The following is a 14,366-nucleotide window of genomic DNA, read 5'->3' on the forward strand; positions in this document are numbered from 1 at the left end:
AACCATGCGTGTTCTGATTGCTGAACAGGATCACCCGCTCTACGCCCAATTGCTTCGCGACGCCGCGCCGGACCTTGAGGTACTGACCAGCGGCGATTCGGCCGAACTCTCACGCCTGGCCGCCGATTGCCCGGTGTGGCTGGGCCAGCCGGACCTGCTGGCGACGCTGTTGCGCCAGGGCCATCATCCGCAATGGTTGCAGTCGACCTGGGCCGGTATCACGCCACTGCTGGCCGAGGGCCTGCCGCGTGATTATCGCCTGACCCGAGCGGTCGGCATCTTTGGCCAGGTCATGGCCGAATTCGTCCTCACCTATATGCTGGGACACGAACGTGAAGTGTTGGCGCGGCTGGTCAGCCAGGTCGAGCGCAAGTGGGACAGTCGCCAGGGCCAGAGCCTGGCCGGGCGCAAGGTGCTGGTGGTCGGCACCGGCGACATTGGCCAGCGTGTGGCGCAGTTCTTGCTGCCATTTGGCGTCAAGCTGTATGGCATCGCCAGCCAGGCCCGCGAGCAGGCGCCATTTATTGAAGTCGCCGGGCTCGATCAATTGGGCCGGCTGGTGGGCGAGGTGGATTATGTGATCAACCTGCTGCCCAACACCCCTGACACCCATGACCTGTACGACGCCGCACTGTTCAAGCAATTCAAGCCGACCGCCTTGTTCATCAACGTCGGGCGCGGTGTGGCGGTGGTGGATGCCGATCTGGTCGAAGCCCTCAAGGAGGGACATCTGGCCGGAGCGGTGATCGACGTCTGTCGCCAGGAGCCGCTGCCGCAACGCCACCCGTTCTGGACGGCGTGGGGCTTGTTGTTGACCGGGCACAGCTCGGCCCCGACCTCGCCGGCAATGATGGTGGAGTTGTTCGTGCAGAACGTGCGTGCGTACCAGGCTAAACAAGCCCTGCGCGGGGAAGTAAGCTTCGAGCGCGGCTACTGATACGACGCGGTAAAAATGTGGGAGGGGGCTTGCCCCCGATAGCAGTGTGTCAGTCAATGCATAAGTTGGCTGATCCACCGCAATCGGGGGCAAACCCCCTCCCACATGGGGTATGCGCATAACTCAGAGAGTGAAATCGCCTTCCGATACCAGCTCGCTCAGCGGCTTGCGCGGGCTTGGCGCTTCGCGGCCTTGCAGGTACTCGGGCAGGCTCGACTTGTCGCCAAGCTTGCCCACTGCCACGGCGGCGTGCAGCGCATAGCCTGCGGGGATCTTCAGCTCTTTGCGGGTCAGTTCCTGATCGAAGCCGGCCATGCCATGGGTGTGCCAGCCGGTGAGGCTGGCTTGCAAGGCCAGGTGAGCCCAGGCGGCGCCGGTGTCGAAGGTGTGCCACAGGGCCGGGGTTTCTTCCGTGGCGCCGGGGGCGATAAAGTCGGTCTTCGAGGCGATGATCACCAGTGCCGACGCATGCTGCGCCCAGCCCCGGTTGAACTCGTTGAGCAAACCCAGGAAGCGCTCCCAGTCCGGCGTGTCGCGGCGGGCGTAGAGAAAGCGCCAGGGCTGCGAGTTGTAAGCCGAAGGTGCCCAGCGCGCCGCCTCGAAGAAGCTCAGCAGGGTTTCCCGGGAGATGCTCTCGCCGGTGAAGGCGCGAGGCGACCAGCGTTCGGTGAACTGGGTGTGGATCGGATAGTCGGCAACACGGGTCATGAGCAGTTCCTGATCGTCAATTCGGCGCTCAAAACTACTGCGCAACTCCTAGACTGACAAGCGTTGTTACACCGCCAGTCGCAAGCGCTTGGCCCCAAGGGGCTTGGGCACTAGACTGGCGGCCTTTGAACCTACCGATACTGATGCAGAGCCATGGCCGCCAAAGTCGAACCTTTCTGGATACGCAAAACCCTCGAACACCTCGACCAGGAGGAATGGGAATCGCTGTGCGACGGCTGTGGCCTGTGCTGCCTGCAAAAGCTTGAGGATGAAGACGACAACAGCGTCTATTACACGCGCATCGCCTGCAAACTGCTGGACCTGAAAACCTGCCAGTGCACCGACTATCCCAATCGTCGGGCGTCGGTGCCGGACTGCATCCAGCTCACGCCTGGGCAGGCCGACCAGTTCAAGTGGCTGCCGCCCACCTGCGGCTATCGCCTGGTCAGCGAGCGCAAGGATTTGCCGTTGTGGCACCACCTGGTCTGCGGCGACCGCGACGCCGTGCACCACGAACGCATTTCCCAGTCCGGGCGCATGCTCAGCGAAGGCAGCGTGCCAGAGGACGACTGGGAGGATTACCTGATCTTCCGCGCGGGTTAACCAGGAGTGCGTATGAAGGTGGGATTCACGCTGGCGACAGTGGCGCTGTTACTGGGGCTGAGCATGCCGGCGTGGAGCGCCAAAAAAGTCGACCTGGATTACCACGTCAAACTTCTGCCCCAGAGCGATCAGGCCGAAGTGCGCGTGAGCCTGTCCCAGGGCTCTGCGGTGCGCAGCCTGGATTTCGACCTTGGCCGCGACGGCGACTACAGCGATTTCAAGGCCGATGGGCAATGGAAGGTCGATGGTCATCGGGGTCACTGGCAACCCAGCGCCGACAAGGCCAGCCTGACCTACCGCGTACGTCTGGGCCACGCGCACAAACCCGGCACCTACGAAGCGCGCATGACGCCGGCCTGGGCGCTGTTTCGCGGCGACGACCTGGTGCCCACCGCACGGCTGGACCAGCAGGAGGGTGTCGAGCTGGTCGCGCGCCTGATCTTCGACCTGCCGCCGGGTTGGAACAGCATCGAGACCGCCTGGCCGCGTATCGGCAAGAACAGGTTTCGCATCGACAACGTGTCCCGCCTGTTCGACCGCCCCACCGGCTGGATGCTCGCCGGTAGCCTGGGCAGCCGGCGCATGCGCCTGGGGCAGACCGACGTCACCGTGACCTCGCCCAAGGGCCAGGGCATGCGGCGCATGGATGTGCTGACGCTGCTGACCTTTGTATGGCCGCAAGTGGAAGCCGCATTCCCGCGCCACCCAGCCAAACTGCTGGTGGTGGGCGCCAGCGACCCGATGCGCCGTGGCGCCTTTTCGGCGCGTGACTCGGTCTACCTCAACAGCCGCACGCCGCTGGTCAGTGAAGACGGCAGCAGCCCGTTGATCCGCGAAGTGGTGCAGGCCATTGCCCGTTTCAATGACCACGACACCAGTGACTGGATCAGCGAAGGCCTGGCCCGTTACTACTCCATTGAACTGGTACGCCGCGCCGGTGGGATCACCGACGAGCGGTATCAGGCGATACAGACGCGCCTGACCAAGGAGGGCAAGGCTGTGACCAGCCTGCGTGGCGAACACGTCAGTGGCGCAACAGTGTCACGGGCGGTGGTGGTGTTGCAGGAACTGGACCGCGAGATCCGCGTGAAGACCCATAACAAGCGCTCGCTGGATGACCTGGCGCAAGCGGTGATGCGCGCGGGCAGCGTGACCACGAAGGAATTTGTGCAACTGGCCGAGCGCATCATTGACGGTTCATCCGCCGTACTCGACAGCAAGCTGCTGCAGTAATCTTAAAATCCTGCACAAAACAAATGTGGGAGGGGGCTTGCCCCCGATAGCAGAGTGTCAGCCAGCAACTCTTCCGCTGACCCACCGCTATCGGGGGCAAGCCCCCTCCCACATTTAAATCTCCAGCGGCCCGATTACTCGGCTCAGCCCGGGGTTTTCACCGCTTTTTCAGCCGCCACTTCAGCCTTGGTCTTCAAGTTCTTCAGCTCCGCGCCCGCCCGCTCGATCTTCGTGCGTACGCTGTTCATTTCCTGGCGGCCTTGCTCCAGCTTGTCCTTGAGCGAGCTGTGGCCGGTAAAACCGCGTGCCAGCGCCACGCCGCCAATCGCCACCTGGATCAGCCCGAAGAGCCCGCCACGGCGCAGGCCTTTGCCGACCATCATCACGCCACCGGCCACCGAGCCGATGCGTTCCCAGCCGTGCACATTCTGGGGGCGCTGCTCGTCCGGCTGCAGGTGTTCAATCACAGGTCGCAGGGTTTTGCTGTCGCTCATGATCCGTCTCCAACAAAGGCAAGTGTCATTAGCTGACTGTTCGCAAGGGCCGCTTGTTCCCGCTATTTGAATACCTGATTTCAGTACTTCGGGCCCGAGCGGGTGTTATTGCCCTTGGCCAGGCGGTCGTAGAGCACCACGTTGACGGTGGCGGCGAGGTTCATGCAGCCGGTGGTCGGGATGTAGACCACGTCCTCGCACCAGTCGCGGATCTCTTTGTCCAGCGAGCCGTCTTCGGGGCCGAAGATGTACAGCGCGCGGTCGGGGTGGGTGTATTCGGGCAGCGGGCGGGCGCCTTCCACCAGCTCCACGGCGACGGGGATGCAGCCCAGGGGCAGGATCTTCTTCAGGTCATCGATGCCGATCAGCGGAATGTCGTGATGCACCTTCTTGGTGTCGGTGATGAAGTCCCGCGCGCGCTCGTAACGCGCGCCGGTATAGAACACCGAAGCCACGCCGTAGCAGCCGGCGGCGCGCATGACCGAGCCGACATTTTCGGGGGATTTGGGGTTATACAGACCGATGCAGCTGTAGCGTTTATTGCCCACGGGGAAGGGTGCCTTGCAGGAAAAACCGCGATTATACGGTCTTGGGCAGTGTGGTGCTTGGGCGATCGCTATCGGCGGCAAGTCGAATCGTCGCACCGCCCCTCCCACAGGGTAATGCATTCCAAAATGTGGGAGGGGGCTTGCCCCCGATGAGGCCAGTACAGCCAACGATGATCTCAGTCGTCTTTCTTCATCAACCCCGCCAACGCCGCAAACGGGTTGTGCGTCGCCTTGGCAATCGTCGGGCTGCTGGTGGAGCCTTCGCCGAAGTACTGCTGGTCGGTGTAGCGCGAATGCTCGTTGTCATGGCAGTACAGGCACAGCAGTTCCCAGTTGGAGCCGTCCTGGGGATTGTCGTCATGATTGTGGTTGCGGTGGTGCACGGTCAGTTCGCTCAGGCGCTTGCCGGCGAATTCACGGGCGCAGCGGCCGCACACGTGGGGGTACATTTTCAGGGCTTTGTCGCGGTAGCCCATTTCCCGGTCGCGCTGGGCATCGGCGAGGATGCGGTCCAGCTTGGCGGTGTGGGAGGGCGGGTTGGTCGAGCTCATCATGGCTCCTGGCTATTGGGTGGTCACGGACAGGTTGATTCTAGCTAATCACAGCGCAATTAGCCCTTGAGCTTTTCCGCAATCCAGATGGTGTGTCGCGTGCCTTTGTTGCCATGGGCAAACACCTGCACTTCTTCGGCCTTGAAACCGGCCTTGCGCAGTTTGTCGCTGAACAGTTTGTCGGCGCTGGCCGACCACACGGCAAGCACGCCCTTGGGGCGCAGGGCCTTGGCGCAGGCGGCCAGGCCACCGGCGGAATACAGCCAGCTGTTGGCTTTTTGCGTGAGGCCTTCAGGGCCGTTATCGACGTCAAGCATGATCGCATCAAACCCCTGGGGCTCGGCCTGCAGCACCTTGGCCACGTCTTCCAGGCGGATCACCGTGCGCGGGTCGAGCAAGGGCCGGCCGGACTTTTCGCCGAGCGGTCCACGATTCCACTCCACCACGCCCGGCACCAACTCCGCCACCACCACTTCGGCGCTCTTGCCCAGGTGCTTGAGCGCCGAGGCCAGGGTAAACCCCATGCCCAGGCCACCGATCAGCACCCGTGAGCCCGGACGACCGGCGACTTTGCGGCACGGAATTTCCGCCAGGGCATCTTCGGAACCGTGCATGCGCGTGTTCATCAACTGGCCGCCGTCACCGCCCTGGATCTTGATGACGAAGTCCTCACCGTATTCGAACAGGCACAAGGCACCGCCGTTGTTGGGGATCGGAGTGGTGTCCAGCAGAACGAAACGTTTCATGGAAATCTCATTGGGAAGGGCATTCTTGCGCGGTTGGGAGTAGCCTTGTGACATTCCGGTCAGGCCATGGAGCCATCGATGAAGTGCAGCATTCTAACGGTCATTGTGCTTGGCGCGCTCACATTGGGTGCGGCGCAGGCGCAGGAGTTGCAAACCGTACCGGTCGCACCCGCGCCAACCCCCGGCGCGCCGGGCACGCCAACGCCCACGTTGTACCCGCAGGTCACGCCGCCCGCCGTGCCCAAGACCAACGGCTCGCCGCCCCTGGCGCCGATCGTGCTGCCGGCGCCGCCCAAGGACCAGACGGTCCCGGGCCTGCAGCAGAACGACAGCAAGCCGAAGACGCCCGGCGGTTAAAACTGTTGCGCCAGCAGTTGCCCATCCGCCATGCGCAGGCGCCTGGACAGGGCAATGGCAATCGCGCGGATGATCTTGGCCGCGACCCTGGGCGCTTCGTTGAGCATCTTTTCCAGGGCGTCCTTGCCCAGGTTCAGCAGCACGCAGTCGGTGGCCGCAATGCAACTGGCCGAGCGCCGTTCGCCGTCGAGCACCGCCATTTCGCCAAAGGCCCGGCCGCTGCGCAGGGTGGCGATGGTCAGGCGTTGACCGGCGGGGTTGGTTTTGTGCACCGCCACCTGGCCGCTGTGGAGGATGCACATGAAGGTGCCGGCATCGCCCTCGAGGAAAATCACTTCTTCCCGGGCAATGCTGCTGATATTGAAATAGCCTGCGGCGATATGAAAATCTTCCGGCAGCAGCGGGTCGAACAAACCGCAGTCCATGAGCATGTCGCGGATTTCGTCGTTAAGCAGAGTGGGTTGTGACATAGCTGCAATCTTGGTCCATCAATTCTGTAGGCGGTCCTGTGTTCAGACAGGGCCGCCTCACTAAGTTCCTAAATCAGCTCGAGCGCCTTGAACACGAAGGCATATTCGAGCGCTACGTCACGTAATCCCTGGTAACGACCGCTCATGCCGCCGTGACCGGCGCCCAGCTCGGTCTTGAGCAGCAGCAGGTTGTCGTCCGTCTTCGTGTCGCGCAGTTTGGCCACCCACTTGGCCGCTTCCCAGTACTGCACGCGGCTGTCGTTGTAACCGGCAATCACCAGCATGTGCGGGTAGGCCTGGGCACGCACGTTTTCGTACGGCGCATAGGCCTTGATGCGCGCATACACCTCGGGCTCCTGCGGGTTGCCCCATTCGTCGTACTCGGTGACGGTCAGCGGCAGTTCCGGGTCGAGCATGGTGTTGAGCACATCGACAAACGGCACTTCGGCGATCGCCGCCTGGAACAGCTCCGGGCGTTGGTTGAGCACCGCACCGATCAACAGGCCGCCGGCGCTGCCGCCGCTGATCGCCAACTGGTTGGCGGTGGTCAGGCCCTGGGCGATGAGGTGTTCGGCGCAGGCGATGAAATCGCTGAAGGTGTTCTGTTTGTGTTCCTGCTTGCCGTTGCGGTACCAGGCCTCACCCAGCTCGCCACCGCCGCGCACGTGCGCGATGGCAAACGCCACGCCTCGGTCCAGCAGGCTCAGGCGCGCATGGGAAAACCATGGGTCCAGGCTCGAGCCATAGGCGCCGTAGCCATACAGGTACAGCGGCGTCGGCTGGCCGAGCTGGTCCCGCTTGACCACCAGGCTGATCGGCACCTGGGTGCCGTCGGCGGACATGGCCCACAGACGCTGGCTGACGTAGTCGTCGGCGTTGAACTCACCGAGTACCGGGGTTTCCTTGAGCACCTGCTGTGCCCCGCTGGCCAGTTCCAACTGGCGCACCTGGGCCGGACGGTTCAGTGCTTCATAGCGCAGGCGAATCCTGTCGCTGGCAAATTCCAGGCTGTTCTGTACGTAGAGGCTGTAAGCCGCGTCAGGCAGTTCCACGCGATAGGCCGGTACGCCCTCGGGATGCACTTCGATCACCGGCAGGCCGCCGATGCGCAGGCTCAGGGTCATGGCGCTGGCGTTGAGGCTGACGCCGTCAAGCATCACCTCGTCGCTGTGGGGGATCAGGTTCTGCCAGTCGGCTTCGGTCGGGGGCGTGCCGCTGTCAGGCGCGACGAACAGCGCGTAGTTGATACCGTCGCGGTTGCTGCGGATAAACCAGGTCCACTGGCCGTTCAACTGGCCGTGATCGACATCGTATTCGTGATCTTCCACCCGCGGCGCCAGGCAGGTGAAGTCCAGGTGCGGCTGGTCGGCGTCGAGGGCCCAGATCTCGCTGGTGGTCTTGCTGCCCAGGGCCAACAGCAACTGGCGCTCGGAGCTGGAGCGGTAGCAATGCAGGAAGAAGCGTCCGTCGGGTTCGTGGAACACTTCCTGCGCCGCCGTGCCGTCCAGGCGGTAGCGGTAAAGCTTGTGCGGACGATGAGTGTCGTCCAGTTCGCCGAAAAACAGCGTGATGCTGTCGTTGGCCCAGGTCATGCTGCCGTCGCAGTTGTCGAATGCCAGCTCACTGACCTTGTCGGTCGACAATTCCTTCACGTACAGGGTGTAGATCTCTTCACCGGTGGTGTCGAGGCTGTAGGCCAGGCGCTGATGGTCGGGGCTGATGCTGAACGCGCCGAGGGAGAAAAAGCCGCCATTGGCCAGCACGTTCGGGTCCAGCAACAATTCTTCGCTGCGCTCATCCACCTGGTTGCTGTCATCGGCCGGGCGCCGGCAGCGGTAGTGACGCGCGTATTCGTCACCGGCGGTGGTGCGCGTGTAGTACAGGTACGGGCCCCAGGGGGAGGGCAGGGACAAGTCGGTTTCCAGGATACGGCCCTTGATTTCCTCGAACAGCGTCTCGCGCAGTGCCTGCTGGTCGGCCAGTTGGGTTTCCTGCCAGGCGTTTTCCGCCTTGAGGTAATCGAGGACTTCAGTGCTGTCACGTTCCTGCAGCCAGGCGTACGGGTCTGAACCTGGGGCTTTGCGGGCAATCGGTGCGGTGGAAATAGGCATGGATAATTCTCTATCGGGCGGACGGTGGCCGGCATTGCAGCCGCGACACGCAAAAGCCGTTATCATAGCCGCCTCTTTGCCAGCCTTGCCATGGACACCATGACCGAGAACGACTATCTGACCGCTTGGGGCCTTTACGCCTTCGCCGCTTTGGGCTGCCTGTTGGTGTGGTGGCGCATGACCCGCTGGACCTGGCGCTGGCTGCGTGAGCCGTTGCAGTTACTGATGGCGGTGCTGTTGCTCAGCCCCACCATTGTCGACCCGATCAAGACCCAGTTCGCGCCTGCCGTGGCGATCACCGCCCTGGACCTGCTGCTCAAGGTCGGCAATAACGCCTGGCGCGCCATCTCCGACCTGTTCATGTACACCATGATCGTGTTCGCGCTGTACATCGTGTTCGTGCTGATCCGCTGGCCCATCGAGCGCGCCGCCAACGCCCGCCGTGAGCGCAAGGCCGCCACGGACGCCGCGCTGGCCGCGGAGCCTGAGGAAGACGAACCGTTCCGTCGCCCGTCCCCGGCCCCCGCCTCCGGCATGCGGGTCGAACCGCGCCTTTAACGTTGTCCGCCCTGCAGCGAGAGCCCTGGCATGTGTGAATTATTGGGCATGAGTGCCAACGTCCCCACCGATATCGTGTTCAGCTTCACCGGGCTGATGCAGCGGGGCGGGCGAACCGGCCCCCACCGCGACGGTTGGGGCATCGCCTTCTACGAAGGCCGTGGCCTGCGGCTGTTCCAGGATCCGGCCGCGAGCAGCGAGTCGGAAGTCGCCCTGCTGGTGCAGCGCTATCCCATCAAGAGCGAAGTGGTGATCGGCCATATCCGCCAGGCCAATGTGGGCAAGGTGAGCCTGGCCAATACCCACCCGTTCGTGCGCGAACTGTGGGGGCGCAACTGGTGTTTTGCGCACAATGGCCAACTGGCGGACTTCACCCCCCGCGCCACCTTCTACCGGCCGGTGGGCGACACCGACAGTGAAGCGGCATTCTGCGACTTGCTCAACCGCGTGCGCGAAGCCTTCCCCGAGCCGGTGGATATCGAGCAGATGCTGCCGGACCTGATCGCCGCCTGCGCCGAATATCGCAGCAAAGGCGTGTTCAACTGCCTGCTCAGCGATGGCGACTGGCTGTTTTGCTACTGCTCGACCAAGCTGGCGCAGATTACCCGACGTGCGCCGTTTGGCCCGGCGCGCTTGAAAGATGTCGACGTGATCGTCGATTTTCAGGCCGAAACCACCCCCAACGACGTGGTAACGGTGATCGCCACCGAACCGCTGACCGACAACGAAAACTGGACCCGCTACGAACCGGGCCAATGGAGCCTGTGGCGACGCGGTGAATGCGTCAGCCAGGGCGTTACCGAATAAGGAATCGACCATGTTGCTCAGCTATCTGCGGTTGGTGCTGTTTGCCATAGGTTTGTTGGTCGGCGTGCAAGTGCCGGGGTTTATCAACGATTACGCCAAGCGCGTCGAAGCCCACCTGATCGAGGCCCAGACGGGCCTGCGCGGGTTCGAGTCCACCGCGCAGCAGTTCTTCAACGGTGACATGCAAGCCCTGGTGGCGCATTACCGTGCCAGTGATGACCCGGTGTTCCAGAGCGACGCCAGCAGCCTGGGCGCGATGCTCGACCGTCAGCTGGCGTTGGACAAGCAATTCCAGGCCATGCAGGGCCCCTGGTACATTCGCGCCCTGCAGGTGGCGGTGGCGGCTGATCCGGATATTCGCCTGGAAACCTGGAATGGCTACAGCTACCAGATCCTGCTGACGCCCGAGGCCATGGGCTGGGGCCTGGGCGGGGCGATGCTGCTGTCGTTCGGTATCGAATGCCTGTATCGCCTGATCGACTGGGTGGTGCTGGGCGGCCGGCGCCTGCGCCAGAGCCGGCCGATTGAAGAGCGGGATTTGAAGGGGCTCTAAGTCTTGACAAAAATCCAGTGTGGGAGGGGGCTTGCCCCCGATGGCAGTGTGTCAGCCAACATATGTTTAGCTGACCCACCGCGATCGGGGGCAAGCCCCCTCCCACATTTGGATCCGGTTTAACTCAGTACCATCCGCTCTTTACCGACTTCCTCGGCATAGCGGGCGACGACCTTCTGGCACAACCCCACAATCTCCTCCACCAACTCCACCCCCACGCGCCACGACACCACCACCTGCAAGTTCGGCAGTTGCTGCGCCATCGCCAGCATCACCAGTTCCCCCCGTGCCAGTTCTTCGCTGACCAGCACCGGCGGCAGCGCGCCAATGCCAAAACCATCGCGCAGTAGCCGGGTGATGGCTGATACCGAGTTGACGCAGTTCATGCGCGGTGCGGCGACGCCGTTGGCCTGCATCAAACTCAACACATCCTGATGGGGACAGGAGTTTTTCGAGTAGGTGATGATGCGTTCCTGGGCCAGTTCGGCGAGGGAGGCGTAATCGCGGTTATAGATCGACTGGCTGGCGACAATCCAGGCCATGGGGTGACTGCCCAGTTCCAGGCTGCGCACGCTCTCAAGGCGCAGCAGGTCGGTTTGCAGGATCAGGTCCAGGAAGCCTTTTTGCAGCTGATCGCTGAGGTTCAGCGCAGTATCGGCGACCAGTTCGATTTCAACCCGCGGAAACAGGTTCATCAGTTCAGCGACCAACGGGCTGAGCCAGGTATGGATCACGGTGTCCATTGCGCCGATCCGAATGCGTCCGACCTTGCTGCTGGTGGTTTCCAGGGACTGCTTCAAGCCCTGCAGGGTCACCATCATCTGCTCGGCATAATCGAGCACCTTCAAGCCTTCCGGGGTCAGGCTCACACCGCGCGAATCGCGCAGGAACAGCTTCACCCCCAACTCGCTCTCCAGCACCGCAATGCGGCTGGAGATCGACGCCTGGGTGGTGAACAGCTTTTCGGCGGTCAGGCGGAAACTCTTGAGCTTGGCCACCCAGACGAAGGTTTCGAGGAACTTCAAATTCATGGGATCAACTTTTTCTTATGCATGGATCGGTTTTTATTAGTTGGACGCCGCAGCGTGGCGGCGCCAAAAATCGAGCCGTTCCACGATAAGCGTCGTTGGGGTTCAGGACAACATCGTTGCGAGATGTTGGTAAAAGATCCCACACTACAAAAAAACAAAGCCTACAGGAGCGACCCCGTGAGCCGCCTGCTATTGAATTGCGACATCGGCGAGAGCTTCGGCAACTGGACCCTGGGTCTGGACGCCGAAGTCATGCCGTTCATCGACTGCGCCAACGTGGCGTGCGGCTTCCATGCCGGCGACCCGAGCATCATGCGCAAGACCGTCAGCCTGGCGCTCAAGCATGGCGTGCAAGTAGGCGCGCACCCGGCCTATCAGGACCTGCAAGGTTTCGGCCGACGCTCCATGCAGTACACCCCTCAGGAAATCCAGGACCTGTTGCATTACCAGATCGGTGCGCTGGAGGGCATCTGCCGCGCCCAAGGCGGGCGCGTCAGTTACGTGAAACCGCATGGCGCCATGTACAACGACATGATGGCCAACCCCGCACAGCTGCGCGCGGTGCTGCAGGCCGTGGCTGCTTACGGCGACCTGCCGCTGATGCTGCTGGCCACGCGCGACAACAGCGGGGCCCAAGCCCTGGGCGATGAATACGGCGTGACCCTGTGGTTCGAAGCCTTTGCCGACCGTGCCTATGACAGCCAGGGCCATCTGGTTTCGCGCCAGTTGCCGGGCGCGGTGCATCATGACGCCGACACCATCGTCCAGCAGGCCCTGACCCTTTCCCGTGGTGAGGCGCTGACTGCCAGTGACGGCAGCTCGCTGATCCTGCAGGCCAATACGCTGTGTGTACACGGTGATAACGCCAGCTCCATGGCCGCGGTGCAGCGTATCCGCGAGGCGTTGAGGCCAGCATGAAGCCACGGATTGAAGTGGTGGCCATCGACTGCCTGATGGTGCGTTTGTTTGACGTGATTGCCGAAGCCAACATGCCCTGGATGCTCGCTGCCACCCAACGTCTGCGCAGCGGGTTCGGCAGCGCGCTGGTTGACCTGGTGCCGTCCTACACCACTTTGATGGTGCATTACGACCTCACCCTCCTGACCCCGGCCCAGGCACGGACGTTGATCGACCAGGCCCTGACCAACCTGCAGCCCCAGGCCCAGGGCGGCGGCCGTTGCCATGTGCTGCCGGTATGGTACGACCTCAGCGTCGGGCCGGAGCTGAGCTTGCTGTCGCAGCGCAGCGGGCTGGCGGTCGCTGAAGTGATTCGTCGCCACAGCGACCACCTGTATCAAGTGTTCGCCCTGGGGTTCGCCCCCGGTTTTGCCTTCATGGGACTGGTGGACGACATCCTCGCCACGCCGCGTCTCAACACCCCGCGCAAACGCGTGGCGGCCGGCAGCGTGGGCATCGCCGAGCGGCAAACCGCCGCCTATCCGGTCGTATCCCCCGGCGGCTGGAACCTGATCGGGCGCACCCCGGCCACACTGTTCGACCGCGAACGCGACGGCTACAGCCTGATGCAGCCCGGCGATACGGTGCGTTTCGAGGCGGTCGGCCACGCTGAGTTCGTCAACCTGGGCGGCGATGACACGCCTCTGGAGGCGCACGCATGAGCCGCTTGATCATTGAGGCCAGCACACCGCTGTGCCTGTTGCAGGACGCCGGTCGTTTCGGCGTACGCCACCTTGGCGTGACCCAGGGCGGAGCGCTGGATTGGGTGTCGATGTCATGGGCCAATTGGCTGCTGGACAATGCCCTGGATGCGCCGGTAATAGAAATTACCCTGGGCGGTTTTACCGTACAGGCCGAGGACTACTGTTTGTTGGCCCTGGCCGGTGCGGACTTGGGCGCCTTCATTGATGAACGTGCGATCAGCCCGGGGCGCAGCTTTATCCTGCAAAAGGGCCAGCGCCTGCGCTTCACCCAACCGTTCAAAGGCGCGCGGGCTTACCTGGCGGCACCGGGCGGGTTCGACGCGCCGGATGTGTTGGGCAGTTGCGCCACCGTAGTACGTGAGGAACTGGGTGGCGTAGACGGTTTCGGCAAGGCGTTGGCTGAAGGCGGGCGACTGGCTTATTCCGGTACGGGCGGCGCAATGAAAGTGCTGGCCAAGCCGGATTTGCCATCCGGTGCATCACTGGACGTGATCATCGGCGCTCAGATCGGCCGGTTCAGCGGCCAAAGCCTGTTCGATGCGTTCAACACCGAATGGGCCCTGGACAGCCGCGCCGACCGCATGGGCATGCGCTTGCTGGGCACGCCGCTGCAGTACCAGGGGCCATCGTTGATTTCCGAAGGTATTCCCTTGGGCGCCATCCAGGTACCGCCGGACGGGCAGCCGATTGTGTTGCTCAATGATCGGCAGACCATTGGTGGTTATCCCCGGTTGGGCGCGTTGACGCCGTTATCGCTGGCGCGGTTGGCGCAGTGTTTGCCCGGGGAGAAAGTAAGGTTGGCGCCCATGGTGCAGGAGACGGCACATCGGCAGCATGTCAACTATTTGCAGCGGCTGAGCACTGGCTGATAAACACAGAGGTCCAAATGTGGGAGGGGGCTTGCCCCCTATAGCGGTGTGTCAGTCAACACATCTATGACTGAACCACTGCCATCGGGGGCAAGCCCCCTCCCACATTGGATAGGTGTTGGATGAGGC

At 62.9% G+C, this 14,366-nt stretch carries 18 protein-coding genes; 10 read left to right on the forward strand and 8 right to left on the reverse strand.

Annotation, left to right across the window (positions count from 1 at the left end; genetic code table 11):
• The first annotated feature begins 4 nt into the window (after positions 1-4).
• Entirely contained in the window at positions 5-937 is a 933-nt protein-coding gene (locus BOP93_RS07540) for a D-2-hydroxyacid dehydrogenase (RefSeq protein ID WP_104502124.1), read from the forward strand.
• Between the two features lie 123 nt (positions 938-1,060).
• Here BOP93_RS07540 and BOP93_RS07545 read toward each other — a convergent pair whose 3' ends face one another.
• A complete protein-coding gene (locus tag BOP93_RS07545) occupies positions 1,061-1,645 on the reverse strand; it encodes a nitroreductase family protein (protein WP_104502125.1) in 585 nt (194 codons plus the stop codon).
• Positions 1,646-1,798: 153 nt separating this feature from the next.
• On the opposite strand from BOP93_RS07545, the gene BOP93_RS07550 reads away from it, so the two are divergent.
• Entirely contained in the window at positions 1,799-2,248 is a 450-nt protein-coding gene (locus BOP93_RS07550; RefSeq protein WP_003172524.1) for a YcgN family cysteine cluster protein, read from the forward strand.
• A gap of 12 nt (positions 2,249-2,260) precedes the next feature.
• A complete protein-coding gene (locus tag BOP93_RS07555; RefSeq protein ID WP_104502126.1) occupies positions 2,261-3,481 on the forward strand; it encodes a hypothetical protein in 1,221 nt (406 codons plus the stop codon).
• A 143-nt stretch (positions 3,482-3,624) separates the two neighbouring features.
• Here BOP93_RS07555 and BOP93_RS07560 read toward each other — a convergent pair whose 3' ends face one another.
• The 4 genes from BOP93_RS07560 to BOP93_RS07575 form a co-directional block, all read right to left on the reverse strand.
• Complete coding sequence (locus BOP93_RS07560) at positions 3,625-3,975, reverse strand: YgaP family membrane protein (protein WP_065935559.1); 351 nt, start codon at positions 3,973-3,975, stop codon at positions 3,625-3,627.
• 80 nt (positions 3,976-4,055) lie between these two features.
• Positions 4,056-4,523 carry an RNA methyltransferase gene (locus BOP93_RS07565; RefSeq protein WP_104502127.1) on the reverse strand — a complete coding sequence of 156 codons (468 nt, stop codon included), beginning with the start codon at positions 4,521-4,523 and terminating at the stop codon, positions 4,056-4,058.
• A 176-nt stretch (positions 4,524-4,699) separates the two neighbouring features.
• Positions 4,700-5,074, reverse strand: coding sequence for a YajD family HNH nuclease (locus tag BOP93_RS07570; RefSeq protein WP_003210675.1), 375 nt, complete (start codon positions 5,072-5,074; stop codon positions 4,700-4,702).
• A gap of 59 nt (positions 5,075-5,133) precedes the next feature.
• The gene (locus tag BOP93_RS07575) at positions 5,134-5,820 is read right to left on the reverse strand and encodes a spermidine synthase (protein WP_104502128.1); all 687 of its coding nucleotides are present in this window, start codon (positions 5,818-5,820) and stop codon (positions 5,134-5,136) included.
• 78 nt (positions 5,821-5,898) lie between these two features.
• On the opposite strand from BOP93_RS07575, the gene BOP93_RS07580 reads away from it, so the two are divergent.
• Positions 5,899-6,177 carry a hypothetical protein gene (locus BOP93_RS07580; RefSeq protein WP_065893510.1) on the forward strand — a complete coding sequence of 93 codons (279 nt, stop codon included), beginning with the start codon at positions 5,899-5,901 and terminating at the stop codon, positions 6,175-6,177.
• Here the strand turns inward: BOP93_RS07580 and BOP93_RS07585 are convergent.
• The gene (locus BOP93_RS07585) at positions 6,174-6,647 is read right to left on the reverse strand and encodes a cyclic nucleotide-binding domain-containing protein (RefSeq protein WP_104502129.1); all 474 of its coding nucleotides are present in this window, start codon (positions 6,645-6,647) and stop codon (positions 6,174-6,176) included. The genes BOP93_RS07580 and BOP93_RS07585 overlap by 4 nt on opposite strands.
• 68 nt (positions 6,648-6,715) lie before the next feature.
• Positions 6,716-8,758: a S9 family peptidase gene (locus BOP93_RS07590; RefSeq protein ID WP_104502130.1), complete on the reverse strand. Its 2,043-nt coding sequence runs from the start codon at positions 8,756-8,758 to the stop codon at positions 6,716-6,718.
• A 24-nt stretch (positions 8,759-8,782) separates the two neighbouring features.
• On the opposite strand from BOP93_RS07590, the gene BOP93_RS07595 reads away from it, so the two are divergent.
• The 3 genes from BOP93_RS07595 to BOP93_RS07605 are packed head-to-tail and all read left to right on the forward strand — an operon-like array spanning position 8,783 to position 10,676.
• Positions 8,783-9,316 carry an MFS transporter gene (locus BOP93_RS07595; RefSeq protein ID WP_104502131.1) on the forward strand — a complete coding sequence of 178 codons (534 nt, stop codon included), beginning with the start codon at positions 8,783-8,785 and terminating at the stop codon, positions 9,314-9,316.
• 30 nt (positions 9,317-9,346) lie between these two features.
• The gene (locus tag BOP93_RS07600) at positions 9,347-10,123 is read left to right on the forward strand and encodes a class II glutamine amidotransferase (protein WP_053136626.1); all 777 of its coding nucleotides are present in this window, start codon (positions 9,347-9,349) and stop codon (positions 10,121-10,123) included.
• Between the two features lie 10 nt (positions 10,124-10,133).
• Positions 10,134-10,676 carry a DUF2937 family protein gene (locus tag BOP93_RS07605; RefSeq protein ID WP_065886315.1) on the forward strand — a complete coding sequence of 181 codons (543 nt, stop codon included), beginning with the start codon at positions 10,134-10,136 and terminating at the stop codon, positions 10,674-10,676.
• 119 nt (positions 10,677-10,795) lie between these two features.
• On the opposite strand, the gene BOP93_RS07610 is transcribed toward BOP93_RS07605, so the two are convergent.
• On the reverse strand, positions 10,796-11,707 hold the full coding sequence (locus BOP93_RS07610; protein ID WP_104502132.1) for a LysR family transcriptional regulator: 912 nt from the start codon (positions 11,705-11,707) through the stop codon (positions 10,796-10,798).
• A 177-nt stretch (positions 11,708-11,884) separates the two neighbouring features.
• Here BOP93_RS07610 and BOP93_RS07615 point away from each other — a divergent pair, with 177 nt between their 5' ends.
• Genes BOP93_RS07615 through BOP93_RS07625 form a run of 3 tightly spaced genes read left to right on the forward strand, consistent with a single transcriptional unit; the run spans position 11,885 to position 14,237 of the window.
• Positions 11,885-12,625, forward strand: a complete 741-nt coding sequence (locus BOP93_RS07615; protein WP_104502133.1) for a 5-oxoprolinase subunit PxpA — start codon at positions 11,885-11,887, stop codon at positions 12,623-12,625.
• Positions 12,622-13,326, forward strand: a complete 705-nt coding sequence (locus BOP93_RS07620) for a 5-oxoprolinase subunit B family protein (protein WP_104502134.1) — start codon at positions 12,622-12,624, stop codon at positions 13,324-13,326. The genes BOP93_RS07615 and BOP93_RS07620 overlap by 4 nt, the downstream gene beginning before the upstream one ends.
• On the forward strand, positions 13,323-14,237 hold the full coding sequence (locus BOP93_RS07625) for a biotin-dependent carboxyltransferase family protein (protein ID WP_104502135.1): 915 nt from the start codon (positions 13,323-13,325) through the stop codon (positions 14,235-14,237). Before BOP93_RS07620 ends, BOP93_RS07625 begins: the two co-directional genes overlap by 4 nt.
• Positions 14,238-14,366 lie beyond the last annotated feature (129 nt).

The organism is Pseudomonas orientalis (genome assembly GCF_002934065.1).
In the GTDB taxonomy this organism is placed as follows: Bacteria; Pseudomonadota; Gammaproteobacteria; order Pseudomonadales; family Pseudomonadaceae; genus Aquipseudomonas; species Aquipseudomonas orientalis_A.

Bases quoted from the DNA above. Each gene is read 5' to 3' on its own strand.
- BOP93_RS07555 (WP_104502126.1), top strand. From the start codon at position 2,261: ATGAAGGTGGGATTCACGCTGGCGACAGTGGCGCTGTTACTGGGGCTG.
- BOP93_RS07625 (WP_104502135.1), top strand. From the start codon at position 13,323: ATGAGCCGCTTGATCATTGAGGCCAGCACACCGCTGTGCCTGTTGCAG.
- BOP93_RS07550 (WP_003172524.1), top strand. From the start codon at position 1,799: ATGGCCGCCAAAGTCGAACCTTTCTGGATACGCAAAACCCTCGAACAC.
- BOP93_RS07570 (WP_003210675.1), bottom strand. From the start codon at position 5,074: ATGAGCTCGACCAACCCGCCCTCCCACACCGCCAAGCTGGACCGCATC.
- BOP93_RS07545 (WP_104502125.1), bottom strand. From the start codon at position 1,645: ATGACCCGTGTTGCCGACTATCCGATCCACACCCAGTTCACCGAACGC.
- BOP93_RS07605 (WP_065886315.1), top strand. From the start codon at position 10,134: ATGTTGCTCAGCTATCTGCGGTTGGTGCTGTTTGCCATAGGTTTGTTG.
- BOP93_RS07610 (WP_104502132.1), bottom strand. From the start codon at position 11,707: ATGAATTTGAAGTTCCTCGAAACCTTCGTCTGGGTGGCCAAGCTCAAG.
- BOP93_RS07600 (WP_053136626.1), top strand. From the start codon at position 9,347: ATGTGTGAATTATTGGGCATGAGTGCCAACGTCCCCACCGATATCGTG.
- BOP93_RS07580 (WP_065893510.1), top strand. From the start codon at position 5,899: ATGAAGTGCAGCATTCTAACGGTCATTGTGCTTGGCGCGCTCACATTG.
- BOP93_RS07540 (WP_104502124.1), top strand. From the start codon at position 5: ATGCGTGTTCTGATTGCTGAACAGGATCACCCGCTCTACGCCCAATTG.
- BOP93_RS07620 (WP_104502134.1), top strand. From the start codon at position 12,622: ATGAAGCCACGGATTGAAGTGGTGGCCATCGACTGCCTGATGGTGCGT.
- BOP93_RS07575 (WP_104502128.1), bottom strand. From the start codon at position 5,820: ATGAAACGTTTCGTTCTGCTGGACACCACTCCGATCCCCAACAACGGC.
- BOP93_RS07560 (WP_065935559.1), bottom strand. From the start codon at position 3,975: ATGAGCGACAGCAAAACCCTGCGACCTGTGATTGAACACCTGCAGCCG.
- BOP93_RS07585 (WP_104502129.1), bottom strand. From the start codon at position 6,647: ATGTCACAACCCACTCTGCTTAACGACGAAATCCGCGACATGCTCATG.
- BOP93_RS07590 (WP_104502130.1), bottom strand. From the start codon at position 8,758: ATGCCTATTTCCACCGCACCGATTGCCCGCAAAGCCCCAGGTTCAGAC.